This is a genomic window from Nocardia altamirensis NBRC 108246 (assembly GCF_001612685.1).
Lineage (GTDB): Bacteria > Actinomycetota > Actinomycetes > Mycobacteriales > Mycobacteriaceae > Nocardia > Nocardia altamirensis.
On the sequence record NZ_BDAY01000055.1, the window covers coordinates 25051 to 40219 of the forward strand.

At 66.6% G+C, this 15169-nt stretch carries 11 protein-coding genes; 6 read left to right on the top strand and 5 right to left on the bottom strand.

The features are described from left to right. Positions 1-11: 11 nt before the first annotated feature. The 5 genes from gyrB to dnaA all read right to left on the bottom strand — a co-directional run bounded on the left by gyrB (position 12) and on the right by dnaA (position 9016). Complete coding sequence (gene gyrB / locus NA11_RS27635) at positions 12-2066, bottom strand: DNA topoisomerase (ATP-hydrolyzing) subunit B (protein ID WP_069164943.1); 2055 nt, start codon at positions 2064-2066, stop codon at positions 12-14. 554 nt (positions 2067-2620) lie between these two features. Beyond that, positions 2621-3184, bottom strand: coding sequence for a DUF721 family protein (locus NA11_RS27640; RefSeq protein WP_141717878.1), 564 nt, complete (start codon positions 3182-3184; stop codon positions 2621-2623). Between the two features lie 158 nt (positions 3185-3342). Next, entirely contained in the window at positions 3343-4524 is a 1182-nt protein-coding gene (gene recF / locus NA11_RS27645; protein WP_069164945.1) for a DNA replication/repair protein RecF, read from the bottom strand. Between the two features lie 279 nt (positions 4525-4803). After that, entirely contained in the window at positions 4804-5979 is a 1176-nt protein-coding gene (gene dnaN, locus NA11_RS27650) for a DNA polymerase III subunit beta (protein ID WP_069164946.1), read from the bottom strand. Between the two features lie 1048 nt (positions 5980-7027). Beyond that, positions 7028-9016 carry a chromosomal replication initiator protein DnaA gene (gene dnaA / locus NA11_RS27655; protein WP_069164947.1) on the bottom strand — a complete coding sequence of 663 codons (1989 nt, stop codon included), beginning with the start codon at positions 9014-9016 and terminating at the stop codon, positions 7028-7030. 644 nt (positions 9017-9660) lie between these two features. Between dnaA and rpmH the strand changes: the two genes are divergently transcribed. From rpmH to rsmG, 6 genes are all read left to right on the top strand, one after another. After that, positions 9661-9804: a 50S ribosomal protein L34 gene (rpmH, locus tag NA11_RS27660; RefSeq protein ID WP_005516618.1), complete on the top strand. Its 144-nt coding sequence runs from the start codon at positions 9661-9663 to the stop codon at positions 9802-9804. A 21-nt stretch (positions 9805-9825) separates the two neighbouring features. Continuing rightward, on the top strand, positions 9826-10233 hold the full coding sequence (gene rnpA / locus NA11_RS27665; RefSeq protein ID WP_069164948.1) for a ribonuclease P protein component: 408 nt from the start codon (positions 9826-9828) through the stop codon (positions 10231-10233). Continuing rightward, positions 10230-10628, top strand: a complete 399-nt coding sequence (yidD, locus tag NA11_RS27670; RefSeq protein WP_069164949.1) for a membrane protein insertion efficiency factor YidD — start codon at positions 10230-10232, stop codon at positions 10626-10628. The genes rnpA and yidD overlap by 4 nt, the downstream gene beginning before the upstream one ends. Before the next feature lie 4 nt (positions 10629-10632). Next, complete coding sequence (gene yidC / locus NA11_RS27675; protein ID WP_069164950.1) at positions 10633-11724, top strand: membrane protein insertase YidC; 1092 nt, start codon at positions 10633-10635, stop codon at positions 11722-11724. Between the two features lie 150 nt (positions 11725-11874). Continuing rightward, positions 11875-12381, top strand: a complete 507-nt coding sequence (locus NA11_RS27680; RefSeq protein ID WP_245746217.1) for a Jag family protein — start codon at positions 11875-11877, stop codon at positions 12379-12381. Between the two features lie 166 nt (positions 12382-12547). Further along, the gene (gene rsmG / locus NA11_RS27685) at positions 12548-13324 is read left to right on the top strand and encodes a 16S rRNA (guanine(527)-N(7))-methyltransferase RsmG (RefSeq protein WP_084655121.1); all 777 of its coding nucleotides are present in this window, start codon (positions 12548-12550) and stop codon (positions 13322-13324) included. Positions 13325-15169 lie beyond the last annotated feature (1845 nt).

Below are 15169 nucleotides of genomic sequence, written 5' to 3' on the forward strand. Positions count from 1 at the left end.
AACGCACCGGCTTATACGTCGAGGAAGCGAACGTCCTTGGCATTACGGGTGATAAAGCTGCGGCGGGCCTCCACGTCCTCACCCATCAGCACGCTGAACAACTCGTCGGCCGCGGCCGCGTCGTCCAAGGTGACCAGCTTGAGCACGCGCACCGACGGGTCCATGGTTGTCTCCCACAGCTCCTTGGCGTTCATCTCGCCGAGGCCCTTGTAGCGCTGCACGCCGTCGTCCTTGTTGATCTTCTTGCCCGCGGCGAGGCCTGCTTCCATCAGACCGTCGCGTTCCCGGTCGGAGTAGGCGAACTCGGGCTCGGAGCGCTGCCACTTGAGCTTGTACAACGGCGGCTGCGCCAAGTACACGTGGCCCTGCTCGACCAGCGGGCGCATGAAACGGAACAGCAGCGTCAACAGCAGCGTCGCGATGTGCTGGCCGTCGACGTCGGCGTCGGCCATCAGCACGATCTTGTGATAGCGCAGCTTGGCGATGTCGAACTCGTCGTGGATGCCGGTGCCGAAGGCGGTGATGATCGACTGGACTTCGTTGTTCTTCAGCACGCGGTCGATGCGCGCCTTCTCGACGTTGATGATCTTTCCGCGCAGCGGCAGGATCGCCTGGTACATCGAGTCACGCCCGGATTTGGCCGAGCCACCGGCGGAGTCGCCCTCCACGATGTAGATCTCGGACTTGCTCGGATCCTTGGAGCGGCAATCGGCCAGCTTGCCCGGCAGCCCGCCGAGATCGGTGGCGGACTTGCGGCGCACCAACTCTCGCGCCTTACGCGCGGCCACGCGGGCCTGCGCCGAGGACACCGCCTTGTTCACGATGGTCTTCGCGTCGGCCGGATTGGCCTCGAACCAGTGCTGCAGGTGCTCGTTGCACGCCTTCTGCACGAACGACTTGACCTCGGTGTTGCCCAGCTTGGTCTTGGTCTGGCCCTCGAACTGCGGCTCGGACACCTTCACGCTGACGATCGCGGCGAGACCCTCGCGGATGTCGTCACCGGTGAGGTTGCCGTCCTTCTCCTTGAGCAGCTTCTTGTCCTTGGCGTACTTGTTGACCACCGTGGTCAGCGCCGCACGGAAGCCCTCTTCGTGGGTGCCGCCCTCGTGGGTGTTGATGGTGTTGGCGAAGGTGTGCACCGACTCCGAGTAGCCGGAGTTCCACTGCATGGCGACCTCGAGCTCATGCCCGGTGCCCTTGCCGGTGAACCCGACGACGGAGTTGTGGATCGGCTGCTTGGTGCGGTTGATGTGGCGGACGAAGTCCTCCAGACCACCCGGGTAGTGGTAGGTGCGGGTTTTCACCTTGTGCTCGACCGGCGCGGCCGCGCCCTCGGACTCCGCGTGCTTCGGCGCGTCGGCGGTCTCGCTCACCACGTCGTCGGTGATCTCCGAGTCGGTGACCCGCTCGTCGGTGAGGGTGATGGTGAGGCCCTTGTTCAGGAACGCCATCTCCTGCAGCCTGCGCGCGACCGTCTCGAAGTTGTAGGTGGTCGTCTCGAAGATCTCCGGATCCGCCCAGAAGCGGATGGTGGTTCCGGTCTTCTTCGACGCGTCGCCCTGGACCAGCTTGCCGGGGATCGAGTCCTTGTACGCCTGGCTCCAGTGGAAGCCGTCGCGGTCGATCTCCGCCTCCAGCCGGGAGGACAGCGCGTTGACCACGGAGATGCCGACGCCGTGCAGACCACCGGACACCGCGTAGGAGTCCGAGTCGAACTTGCCGCCCGCGTGCAGCTGCGTCATGACCACCTCGATGGTCGGGACGCCCTGGGCGTGCATGGCCACCGGGATACCGCGGCCGTCGTCGACCACCTCCACGCCGCCGTCGGCGAGGAGCGTGACCTCGACCTTGGACGCGTAACCTGCCATCGCCTCGTCGACGGAGTTGTCGACGACTTCCCAGATCAAGTGATGCAGGCCGCGCTCACCGGTGGAACCGATGTACATGCCTGGGCGCTTGCGGACGGCCTCGAGCCCCTCGAGGACCGTGATGGACGAGGCACCGTAGTCCTGCTTGCCCGAGGTAGCGTTGGTCGAGCCCGATGCGTTGGAGTCGTTGGCAGCCACTGGTCGGTAGCTCTCCTTACTTGCTGATCCCCGGCGCAGGGGTCGTACAGCACGCGCTGGCCCCTGGTCAGGTCTGCTCGAAAAATACGGGGCCGCGCGGGCGGTACGGAACGCGCCGAAGGTGATCGCCGCTAGTTACGTCACCATCCTACTGGTACAGCCAACCTACAACGCACCTACGACACCCCTGACGGCTCCGTGAATGCGAGAAATCGGATTGCGGCGAGTCTGTTCCGCCCTTCGGGACTTTGGATCCGCTCTGGGAGGATTCGGACGGTAGGCATCGGGTGTCGTTCCGGTTGCCCTACGGTTCGTCGGCGGTATGTCTGGATTTTACCGAGCTCGGTGCGTTGCCGGTGGGTTGCCTAGCGCCGGGCGAGGAGGCCGGGCGCTGCTCTATTCGCGCCGGTGGGCGGGGGTCGCGGCTCAGCTGTGGATGCCTTGTTGAGCGATGCACAGCCGTTGGGGACGAACGCAGTCCACGCTCGCGGCGGCGAAAATGCTTGTCGCATCGAGCGATACCGTCGAGCGTTTCACGTGGAACGCTCGACTCCCTATCCGTAGGTATCGCGCGGACCGCGGCCTCTGATGTGGCGCTCGCCCTTGCGCCAACTCGGTGCGGCAGGGCCGGTGATCTTCAATGAGTTCACCACTCCGGGGCCGACCGCAGCAGTGATTTTCGCCAGGATCTGGCTCTGCAACATGCGCAATTGGGTTGCCCACGCGGTGGATTCGGCCGCGATGCTCAGCACGTTGTCTTTCAGGGTGAGCGGGGTGGCATGCGCGGCGATGTCCTCGCCGACCACACCGGCCCAGCGGCCGAACACCATGCCCTCGGCGACCTTGGTCGACCAGCCGCGACTCTTCGCGATCGAGCCGGTCAGCGACGACAGCGACTGCGGATCGCGTTGATCAGGGCCTGCACCCGACCAGCCGGTGCGGCGACGTGCGCCGGTCCGAAGTCTGCGCTGTGGCGAAGATCGTCCCTGGCCGACGGACTTTCCGCTCGCCTTTGCCGCGGCGCGCGCCTCTTCCAGAGCGCGCCTGGCCAGATCGATACCGCGCAACTCCGGCTCCGGTCCTGCCGGTTCGGCCGGTGGCTGTTGTTCGGTCACCAGGCTCCTCTCGTAGTGCGCGGCCAGACGTCACTGTACGACAGCGCACCGACGAAAACCGTCGCCTCCCGGCATGGCCGAGTTCTCCACAGGACCTGTTGATAACCATGCTTTTCTGTGCATACGTCTAGCTGTTTTCGCCAGAATGCGAAACTCGATCGTCAGGACGGTGGCGGGACCGGCTCGGCGATCCGCGAGGTCCGGCCGTCCGGGCCGCCGCTGGTTTCCACCCGCAGCGGAGCGGCGGCGAGCTCGGCGGGTACGTCCTCCGGCACCGCCGCGGTGATCAGCACCTGCTCCGCCCCGGCGGCGACAGCGGCGAGGGCGGTGCGCCTGCGGCGGTCGAGTTCGGCGAACACGTCGTCGAGCAACAGCACCGGCTCGGACCCGGTGGCGCGCAACAGCTCGAACGCGCCGAGGCGAAGTGCCAAGGCGAAAGACCATGACTCGCCGTGGCTGGCGAAACCCTTGGCCGGTGCCGCGCCGAGGTTCAGGTCGAGCTCGTCGCGGTGCGGGCCGACCAGGCACACGCCGCGTTCCAGCTCCTTCGGCCTTGCCGCGGCGAGCTCGCGCAGCATGATCGCCTCCAGCGCCTCGGTGTCGTCCGGCGCGGGTTCCCTTGCCGGATCGAGGAATTCGGGCGGCAGGCTCGCGCTGCGGTAACCGATTGTGGCGGGCCGTGATTCGGGGGCGATGGCGGCGTAGGACTGGGCCAGATACGGGTACAGGTCGTGTACCAACCGCAGTCGGTACGTCAACAGCACCGAGGCATGGGTGGCCAAATGACCGTCCCACACGTCGAGGGTGCCCAGGTCCGCCTTCGATCTGGCTTGGCGCCCAGCGGATTTCAACAGCGCGGAGCGCTGGCGAAGGACGCGGTCGTAATCGCTGCGCACCGCGGCGAGCCGTGGCAGGCGGGCGGTGCACAGCTCGTCCATGAAGCGGCGGCGCTCGCCGGGATCGCCACGCACCAGGGCGAGATCTTCCGGCGCGAACAACACCGTCTGCAGGATGCCGAGGATCTCGCGGGTCCGGCGCGCCGGCGAACGGTTGATCTGGGCTCGGTTCGCGGTGCCCTGGTTCAGCTCGACGTCGATCCGCAGCTCACGGCCGGTGTTGACCACCGAAGCGCCGATCCGCGCCTTGTCGGCGCCCATCCTGATCAACGGGGCGTCGGCGGCGACACGATGAGAACCGAGAGTCGCGAGGTAGCCGATCGCCTCGAGCAGGTTCGTCTTGCCGTTGCCGTTCGATCCCAAGAATACCGTTCGGCCTGGGGATAATTCGAGCTCCGCGTGCTCCCAGGAACGGAAGTCACGCAGCGAAAGTGCCCTGATGAACATCCGCTACCTGGCCCCTGCCTGCGCGAACCATGACGTCTCTGGAACGCGCGGCGATGGCATATGCGCAGGCCAGGACGCCGCGAGTGCTGCGGTGCCGCGCTCGGAACCGCCGCGTGCCGCGCACACGGTATCCGCACCGAGCCGAGGGCGCCGCAAGGCCATCCCTTGACCACAGGATGTGGATGTCCTGTGGATGACCGGCGCCGACCGCGTCGAAAGCCACGGCGTTGCTACCGGTTTCGCAGCAACCGAACCCGGATCGCGATCATGCACAGGTGCTCAGCCCGGGAGCCGGACCGGCATCAGCAGGTAGATGTACGGGCTGTCCAGCGCCGCGAACGCACCCGAGTCGAGCGCCTGCGGCTCTTCCTCGGCGGCCGGGAGCAGCACGGCGGGACGACTGGGGGTGGTGAACCCGAAGGTGACCCGCTCGGCGTGCAGCGCGGACAGTCCGTCGATCAGGTAGCCGGGGTTGAACGCGATGGTCAGCGATTCGCCACGGAAGTCGGCCTCGAGCCATTCCTCGGCGCGGCCTGCATCGTCACCGCCCGCAGACAGCTGCAGGCCCTCGGTGGAGAACTCCAGCCGCACCTGGGCGCCGCGCTCGGCGACCAGCGCGACGCGCTTGATGGCCTCGGTGAGCACCGACACCTGGAGGGTGGCGATCGAGGTGTGTTCCTTCGGCAGCAGCTGCCGGAACTTGGGGAATTCGGCGTCGAGCAGCCGGGTGGTGGTCCGGCGGCCCGCGTTCACGATGCCGAGCAGACCGTCCGACCCGCCGCCGGTGCCGAGCGACAGCTGCACCGGGGCATCGGATGCGCCGAGCGTCTTGGCGGATTCGGACAACGTCCGGGCCGGGATGAGCACCGCGGTCTCGATATCGGCGTTCGTCGGCTTCCACTCGATGTGGCGCACCGCGAGCCGGAATCGGTCGGTGGCCGCGAGCACCACCTTCGAACCCTCGATCTCGACCCGGATGCCGGTGAGCATCGGCAGCGTGTCGTCCCGGCCCGCCGCGACGGCGACCTGGCCGACCGCGTTCGCGAACACGTCGACGGGGAGCTCGCCGGTCGGCTGGGGCACCTCGGGAAGCTGGGGATAGTCCTCGACCGGCATGGTCGGCAGGGAGAACTTCGCGCTGCCGCAAGCGATCAGCACGCGCGTGCCGTCGACGGACACGTCCACCGGCTTGTTCGACAGCGCCTTGGTGATGTCGGCGAGCAGCCTGCCGGAGACGAGAACCTCACCGGGCCCTGCGACCTCGGCCGCCACCCGCATCTGCGCGGACACCTCGTAGTCGAAGCCGGAGACGGTCAGCCCGCCTTCGTCGGCAACGAGCAGCACACCGCCGAGCACCGGGACGGGAGGCCGGGACGGGAGGCTACGAGCCACCCAGGCAACGGATTCCGCGAAGTCTTCTCGGGCGACCCGAAACTTCATGCTTGCAAGCTCCATCGCCCGATCTGTCCTCTCCCAGTTCCGTGAGCTGTTGTGCGGTGGCCGGACATTCGTCCTCCAAAGCCTCTCGGCTCGTCAACATCGATTCGCGAAGGGTGTGGATCGGCCGCCATCAAAAGTGTGGCACACGCGACCGACACCAAACCGTACCCGCGTGCGGCCCAACGGCCTAGCCCGACCCGCTAGTCCGCCTCTCCGAGTCTCCTGGCCAGAGCTGGGAGCAGCAACGGCGACGTTGGGGCGGGCGGCAATGTCGAGGTCGAGTCAGCTCGTACCCGGTGAGTTGCCCATGTGCTCACGAAATCTGTTGGCCGGTTTCGTAGACCGGGCTGCACTCGCAAGGAGGCCGCGTGCGTGACATCGCCTCGACGGGGTAACGCGAAGGCAGTGCGGATCGACTGAGGGTCACGACTCTCGATCCGGATCCGATCGCTTCTCCTTGCCTGGGGACGAGAGCAGTTCGGGACGAGACGTCTTCGACCGACTTTCCACACACCCTGTTTCAAAGAGAGTTCTTCTAGAAGAAGAACTGAAGTAGTAGTAGGCACTGTGGATTCTGTGGACTGCGGCCGAATCCGCTGGTCCGGGGCCACATTGCCGTGGGGATGACCGCCGAGTGTCTCGAGGATGAACGCGAGGCGTCTGTGGAGTTCACGAGTTGTCCCATATTCATCCTCGAGCGCTCCTCGAGTTGTTCCACCGAATTCACCCGGTTGTTCACACGTGTGAACCAGGTCGTGGACAGCTCGAGGATTCCTCGAGGACTCCACATGGACTCCTCGAGGAATCCACACCCCCTCGAGTGCCTCCTTGGCTGGTCACTGCCTGTGCGCAAGATTGCCTGGGGAAAGTGTGGATGAAGTCCTGTTAGCGGACGGCGGACGGTCCATCCCCACACCTGTTAGCCGATCGGTGCACAAACCAGTGGATTCCTCGAGGACTCCACAAGGATTCCTCGAGGAATCCACAGGCCACAAAAAGCACCGCCCCAGGTCAGGGGCGGTGCGAAGGTGTTAGTAGAACTTTGGGAGCAGGGTGGGGAGAACTAGCGCGAGCGTTGCTTGATCCGGGCTGTCAGTTCTTGCACCTGGTCGTAGACCCGGCGCCGCTCCGTCATCTCCTTGCGGACTTTCTTCTCCGCGTACATCACCGTCGTATGGTCACGGCCGAATGCCTGACCGATCTTCGGCAGCGACAGGTCGGTCAGCTCCCGGCACAGATACATCGCGATTTGGCGGGCCTGCGCCAGCGGCCGCGCCTTGCCCGGCCCGGTCAGCTCCTCGAGCGTGGTGTTGAAGTACTCGGCGGTGACGGCCATGATCGTCGCCGCATTGATCTCCAGCGCCGCAGTGTCTGGCATCAGATCACGCAGCACCACCTCGGCCAGCGGCAGGTCGAGCGGCTGGCCGTTCAGCGACGCGAACGCGGTCACCCGGATGAGCGCGCCCTCCAGCTCGCGGATGTTGCGCTCAACCCGCGTTGCGATCAGTTCCATCACGTCGTGCGGCACATCGAGCCGGTCCATCCTGGCCTTCTTGCGCAGGATCGCGATGCGCGTCTCCAGCTCCGGCGGCTGCACATCGGTGATCAGGCCCCACTCGAACCTGGTCCGCAGCCGTTCCTCCAGCGTCGCCAGCTGCTTGGGCGGGCGGTCGGACGAGACGACGATCTGTTTGTTGGCGTTGTGCAGGGTGTTGAAGGTATGGAAGAACTCCTCCTGGATACCTTCCTTGCCCTCGATGAACTGGATGTCGTCGACCAGCAGGATGTCGGTCTCGCGGTAGCGGCGTTTGAACGCCACCTTGCGGTCGTCGCGCAAGCTGTTGATGAAGTCGTTGGTGAACTCTTCGGTCGAGACGTACTTCACCCGCATGCCGGGGAACAGCCGCTGGGCGTAGTGCCCGGCGGCGTGTAGTAGGTGCGTCTTGCCCAAACCTGAAGCGCCCCAAACGAACAGCGGGTTGTAAGCGCGGGCAGGAGCCTCCGCGATGGCGACCGCGGCGGCGTGCGCGAAGCGGTTGGACGCGCCGATGACGAACGTTTCGAAGGTGTACTTCGCGTTCAGGCTGGCCGAGGAGCTCGAGGGCGCCGCGGACTCCTGCGACTTGGTGAAGTAGGTCGGCCACGTGTTGCGCACGTTGACCACGGGTTCGTCGTTGCGTTGCTGACCGTCGGTGTCGCGGACCGAATCGTGCGCGGGATCCTCGGCCGACGCCGCCTCGCGCACCGGCGTCCGGACCGGACCGCGCATGGTGGCCGGACCGGGGTCGGGGGTGAACAGCGACTCCTGCCCCGGCGGGATCGACTCGCGCCGGGACGGCATCTCCTGTTCGCGGCGTTGGGGCGGGGCTTGATCGCGTCGGCCCGTCGGTACTTCGGCAGGCACCGGGTAGTCGTCGCGGTCGGCGTAGTCGCCGTTGGTGTAGTCCTGGCGGTCGTACTCGCCGGCGGATGCGTAGTCCGGTGCGTAGTCGTTGTCGGCGTAGTCGTTGCCGCCGTTGTACTCCGCGGCCGGTGCGTAGTCGTTGGGCTGGGCGTAGTCGTTCGATTGCGCGTAGCGCGGCGCCGGATAGTCGTCGTGCGTCGGGTACTCGTTGCCGGGGTAGCCGGGTTGGTTGCGTCCGTTGTCCCTGGGGCCGTTGTCACGGGGACCGTTGTCCCTCGGTCCGTTGTCGCGCGCGCGTTCCGGTCGGCTTGTCATCCTGGCGTGCCGAGGGTTGTTGCCCGCCCGCTCGGTGGGCTGGACCGTCGGCGCGGCGATGCGCACGCCGAGTCCCTCCACCTGGGGGCCGAGTCGCCGGGCCAGCGACCGCAGGATCGGCTCGCGCAGATCGCGTTCAATGGCCTCCTGAGCCAACGAGGAAGGCACCGAGAGCAGGGCGAACCCCTGCGCGACCGTCAGCGGCTTGACCAGTTTCAGCCAGGCCTGCTGTGCGCGGGTGACCGCCGGAATGGCTCCGTCCGGCGACCCGGTGGTCAGCTCGGCGACTACCTCGGGCCACACCGTGGCCAACACGTTCTGCTCGTCGTCCATGCAGTTTCCTCCCCGGAAGTAGGTCGATAGGAGCAGACGGCCGGGGCACGCGGGGAAATTGTGGCGACGACCATGCTCGGGTCGGTACCGTGATCCTGCGTACGTCCGTAACCGGTTCGGACGCTGCCCAGATCCCCAGTCCGGGCGGCGGCGTTGGCACCGTCGGCCCTACGAATATGCCACTCCAGGGGTCTTTCCACACAATTATCCACAGATGTGGAGAACCCTGTGTAACTGTGAAACGCCGTTGCGCGCCGACTCGGCAGGGCTCTGACCAGCGGTTCTGTAGCAATCCCCGAGCAAAGCGTGTTGGTGTTACGCCCGGGCGTGGCTAGGGGTGTGGACGAACTCACGGAAATACTCACAGGGTCTGACCGGTCGAGACCCGTTCCCCCTGGTCGCGCGTCCGAACCAGCTGGGGTGGGGCGAGTTTGACCCGCTCCGAGCCGATCAGTACCCTCGTACAGTCACCCTTTGGTGCGGTGGCGGTCTTGTGCTGACCGCGTGTAGGTCGTTATCGACCGACTGTGCGCCAAGACCGACGCGCCGATGATGACCAGACCTGCGATTCATCGCGAATACCTGTTTCACCGAAAAAAGCTTCGGGTACCGACTGGTGCCCACTGACTCGAGGAGTGTTGACCGTGGCCAAGGGCAAGCGGACGTTCCAGCCGAACAACCGTCGTCGGGCGCGCGTCCACGGCTTCCGTCTCCGGATGCGCACCCGTGCGGGTCGCGCCATCGTCTCGGCGCGCCGCCGCAAGGGCCGCGCCGAACTCACTGCCTGATCCTCGCTCGCGGACGCTCGGGTGTTGCCTGAGCCGTATCGGTTGCATCATCGTGCCGACTTCTCCCGGACGGTGCGCCGCGGCCAGCGAATCGGGAGGCGAGATCTCGTCGTACACGTGCTGAAACACGAGTATGACGGAGTCGTGGACGTGCAAGGACGATCTGACGATCCGGCCGATGGGCTGGTCCGCGTAGGCGGGCCGCGCTTCGGGCTGATCGTCAGCAAGGCGGTGGGCAACGCGGTGATTCGACACCGTGTGGCCCGCCGCCTGCGTCATATGTGCGGCCAGGTGATCCCCGAGCTGCCCGCGGAGACCGACATCGTCATCCGCGCGCTGCCCGGCGCGGCCAACGCCTCCTCGGCGGAACTGCTGCGCCAGCTCCGCGGTGCGGTGCGCAAACTCGGGTTCGCAGCAGGCACAGCATGAGCCTGCCAACGAAGATCGGTCGGCTACCGGCGAACGCACTGATATTTCTGATCGAGTTGTATCGGACCTACGTCTCCCCCACCCGCATGCCGGTGTGCCGTTTCACCCCGACTTGTAGCGAGTACGCCGTCACCGCATTGCGGACGCGCGGACTGTTCGTCGGGCTCGGATTGGCAGCCGTTCGACTGGCCAAATGTGCACCCTGGCACCCTGGTGGGTGGGACCCGGTTCCGGAGCGGAAGCGAAGCACCGTTCGCACCGCGCCAGGGACCGTGGCAGCCACCGATCCGGCGCCGCAGGAAACCAGCCTGCAGGCCGAGCCGGTGTCGGAACCGAAGGCTTGGAAAGGATCACCGCGCGCGGTGATCGGCGATACGAACGACGGGAGTGCATAGAGCCGTGCTCGACTTCATTTATTACCCGGTTTCCTGGATCTTATGGTTCTGGCATCGGGTCTTCGGGTTCGCGTTCGGCCCCGACAACGGCCTTACCTGGGCACTTGCCGTGGTGTTCCTCGTCTTCACGTTGCGCGTACTGCTCTACAAGCCGTTCGTGAAGCAGGTACGCACCACCAAGCAGATGCAGGAGCTGCAGCCGCAGATCAAGGAACTGCAGAAGAAGTACAAGAACGACCGCCAGAAGATGGCGGTCGAGATGCAGAAGCTGCAGAAGGACCACGGCTTCAACCCGCTGATGGGCTGTCTGCCGATCCTGGCCCAGGTGCCGGTGTTCCTCGGCCTGTTCCATGTGCTGCGTTCGTTCAACCGGACCGGTCACGGGATCGGGCAGCTCGGCATGTCGGCCTACGACAACGCGCACACGCCGAACTATGTCTTCAGCGCGACCGATGTGCAGTCGTTCCTGAGCGCCCGCATCTTCGGCGCACCGATCTCTGCCTTCATCACCAGCCCGACCAGCGAGCTGCAGGCGTTCGCCGACTACGGCGGGGTGCCGACCAAGGTCACCATCGCGATCATCGCGATCCCACTGATGGTCATCGCCGGCCTGGCCACCCACTTCAACGCGCGTGCCTCGGTCGCCAGGCAGACGCCGGAGGCGGCCGCCAACCCGCAGGCCGCGATGATGAACAAGCTTGCGCTGTGGGTCTTCCCGCTCGGCGTGCTCGTCGGTGGTCCCTTCCTGCCGATCGCCATCCTCCTGTACTGGGTCTCCAACAACATCTGGACCTACGGGCAGCAGCACCTCGTCTTCGGTCGCATGGAGAAGGAAGAAGAAGAGAAGAAGCAGGCCAAGCTGGAGCAGCGCGCGCAGAACGCGCCGAAGCCTGGCGTCAAGCCGGTCAACACGAAGAAGAAGGCAGCGTCGAGCGCGGCCGATGCCGTGGACGCCGAGGATGCGACCGACGGGGCCGACGCCTCGCCGTCGACGAACGGCACCGGCAAGACGCCGACCAAGGCCACCGGTCAGCGCAGGCCGGGTGGCCAGCGGCGGCCGAACCGGGGCAGGGCGAACCAAAAGCGCCGTCGCTGATCGCATTTCGGTGGTCGGCAGGCCACCACGCTGAGCAACCCTTTGATCGCGCACCGTCCGGCGGCGAGCGCCCGGCGAGCGCGATGAGCAGATGAAGGAAACCAAATGACAGTTGAGACCGACGGAGGGGACGCCACAGTGGCGACGACGATGGTGAACGCCGGAACGGACGCCGACGATGTCGTGAACGATGCCGAAGAAGCCCTGATCGAAGAGGGCGAGATCGCTGGCGACTACCTGGAGCAGTTACTCGACGTGCTCGACTTCGACGGTGATATCGATCTCGACGTCGAAGGCGACCGGGCCATCGTGAGCATCGATGGTGGCCGTGATCTGTCAAAGCTGGTGGGCCGCAACGGCGAAACGCTCGACGCCCTACAAGAACTGACCCGCCTGGCCGTGCAGCAGGCGACCGGCGTGCGCAGCAGGCTGATGTTGGACGTGGCCGGCTGGCGGGCCAAGCGCCGGGAAGATCTGAGTGCGCTCGGTACCGCCGCCGCGCAGCGGGTGCTCGAGACGGGGGCACCGGAGTCGCTGGCTCCGATGACGCCGTTCGAGCGCAAGATCGTGCACGACGCGGTCGCGGTGATCGATGGCGTCAGCAGCGAGAGCGAGGGCGTCGAGCCGAACCGGCACGTCGTGGTTGTTCCGTCCTGAGTGAATAAGCGCGTCGCCCGGACATCCCTCGGGCCCGGCGCATTTCGTCACCCTGACGGGGTAGTGGTTGGATAGGGCCTCTGGTCTTCGGATCGGGGGCCCTGTTCGTGTCCGCACCTGAATGTCCGTCTGTCGCTACCTCTCTGATCGACTCGAGTTCGGAAGGATGTTTCACGTGGAACGAGATCTCGGTGGAACCACCGCGTTGCCTGCCGAGCTGGAACCACCCGCGACGGCTGCGGCGGTGTTCGGCGACCGACTCGAGCTCGCCCGCCGATACTGTGCGGCGCTCGCCACCGCCGGCGTGGAGCGCGGGCTGATCGGTCCGCGCGAGGTGCCCCGGCTCTGGGATCGCCACCTCCTCAACTGCGCGGTGGTCGGCGAGCTGATCGCCGAAGGCGCCTCGGTCGTCGACATCGGCAGCGGCGCGGGCCTACCCGGAATCCCCTTGGCCATCGCGCGGCCCGACCTCCGCATCACCCTGGTCGAGCCCCTCCTGCGCCGCACCATCTTCCTCAGCGAGTTCATCGAAGCCGCCGGACTCGACGTCACCGTCGTCCGCGGCCGCGCCGAACAATCCGGTGTCATGAAGGAAGCAGGCGGCGCCGACGTCGTCACCTCTCGCGCAGTGGCCCCCCTCGGCAAGCTCGCGCAGTGGTCCCTCCCCCTCCTGCACGACCACGGCCGCATGCTCGCCCTCAAAGGAATCAGCGCCGCCGAAGAACTCGAACGCGACGCCGAAGCTCTGGCCCGCGCCGGCGCAGGCAACACCGCCGTCCTCGAATGCGGCGTCGGGCTGGTCGACACCCCCACCTTGGTCATCAGCGCCGAACGCCTCCCCCGCGCCGAACGCACGCCGCGCCGCGAACACGCGGCTGCCCGCAAGGAAGCGAAAGCGGCGAAGCGCGCAGCCGCGCCCGTCCGCGGTCGCAAGACGAAATAGTTCGCGGTGTGGCGGAGCGAATCCGTCCGGCCGCCGCGACCAGACCTAGACGGCACACCGTCTCTCGTGCCCCACATGGGGAGCCGCCATCGGTTGCGGCGGCAGGCGGGCCGCTAGGCGAAGCAAGCGCGGCGCCAACGGCCTGCCCGTCCGGCGTGTTGTAGCGGGCCGTGGCGCCGCCGAAATCCGAAGCGAAGCGGTGGACGGGGTGACGACCGTCGGCCTCCGCCGGTTCGCGACATATCGGTTGTGCGCTGCGGGCGGTAGTTCGCGGACAAGTCAAAGGGTTCGTCGGCGAGTGACGCGGCCACGGATCCCGCGTTGGCAGCGGTGGCGCGGCAGGCGAACTTGCGTGGACGGGATGCGATTCGTCGCCTTCGGGCGGGTGGTTCGCCGGCAAGGAAGGAGCCTTCGTCCGCTCTGGCCACGAGAGCGCCACCCTTAGCTTCGAGCGGAGTAGCGCGGGCGTCAGTTCGGAACGGTTCCCCCGCCAGTCCCCCTCGCTCGAACGGCGCGCCTCGCTCTGTGCACCGAACCGGTCTGGAGTGGTGGTCGCGTGGAGGCTGAGGTGGGGTCGGGCGGGGGTTGACTTGCAACGGTCCCCCTCCGGTCCTCTCGTTCGTATGATGCGCCTCAGTTCTCTGCACCGAGCTGGTCCGGTGTGGTGGTCGCAGGGAGACCGCGCGGGGTCGCGCGGGGTCGGCTCGGAACGGTGCCCGCCGGTCCCCCGCGCTAGAAGGGTGCCTCGGTCTCTGCGCCGAGCCGGTGTGGTGGTCGCGGGAGACGGCGCGGGGGTCGGCTTGGAACGAGGGTGCCCTCCGGTGCCCGCGCTGGAGGGGCGCCTCGTTCTCTGCACTGAGCCGGTCTGGCGCGGCCACCCCTGAAGCCGCCACCTCTGAGGTAGGGGTGCCAATGAGTTGGTTTCACATGAAACATCGGACTCTCCGATGCCAGTTGAGGCCGATCGTCTGCAGGGCGGTTGAGGGGGCGGGGCAGGCGGCTTGGATTGCTCTTCTGATTCGGCGTGCACCCCCTGATTCGGCGTGCAGCGAATCACTCCGCGCGGTTGGTCATTCGCGTGTGCGGTGGCCACCGCGTCATGGCTCGTCGTCTCCGCGTCCTGCCACCAGCGTCACCGTTCGGCCTACCGTGACCGCCACACCGAACCCGGTCGCTCTGGCGGATCGAGCGCTCTGGCGGATCGGGAGCGCTGGAGGATCGGACGCACCCGAGGATCGAGCGCACCCGAAAGAACGGGCGCGCTCGAAGAACGGGCGCACCGGAAGAACGGGCGCGCTCGAAGAACGGGCGCGCTCGAAGAACGGGCGCACCGGAAGAACGGGCGCACCGGAAGAACGGGCGTGCTGGAGGATCGAGCGCACCGGAATGAGTAGCGGATCAGCTGCGTGTTGTGGGCGCGGGGAGATCTGCATGAGTTACGGACGCTCTCGAAGTCCGCTGCGGGCGGTTCCGGCGTTCGGAGGCGGGAGCTGGTTTCACATGAAACATGGATGCCGGGGATACGCCGCGCAGCGTCGCCGGGGATCCATCGTTCCGTACTCCCCTACGTCCATGGACGGGCGAGCCGTGCGGTACCCCTCTGTTCCACGGACGCATCGACGCTGGCGTTGTGGGGCCAGCCGATGGGTTGTCTGGAGACGGGTTGTCTGGAGGCCGTCCGCGCCGGGTCGACCGGGTGGCGGTTCGGCGCGGATGCTTGTCCGATCCCAACGCCAATCGGTTTCACGGGAAACATGTCTCTTCGCCCCCCCGTCGCCGCCGAGGGAGCGGCAACAAGATCTGCGCCCCCATCCACATCCGGGATCCCGTCTATGGATGCCCGAC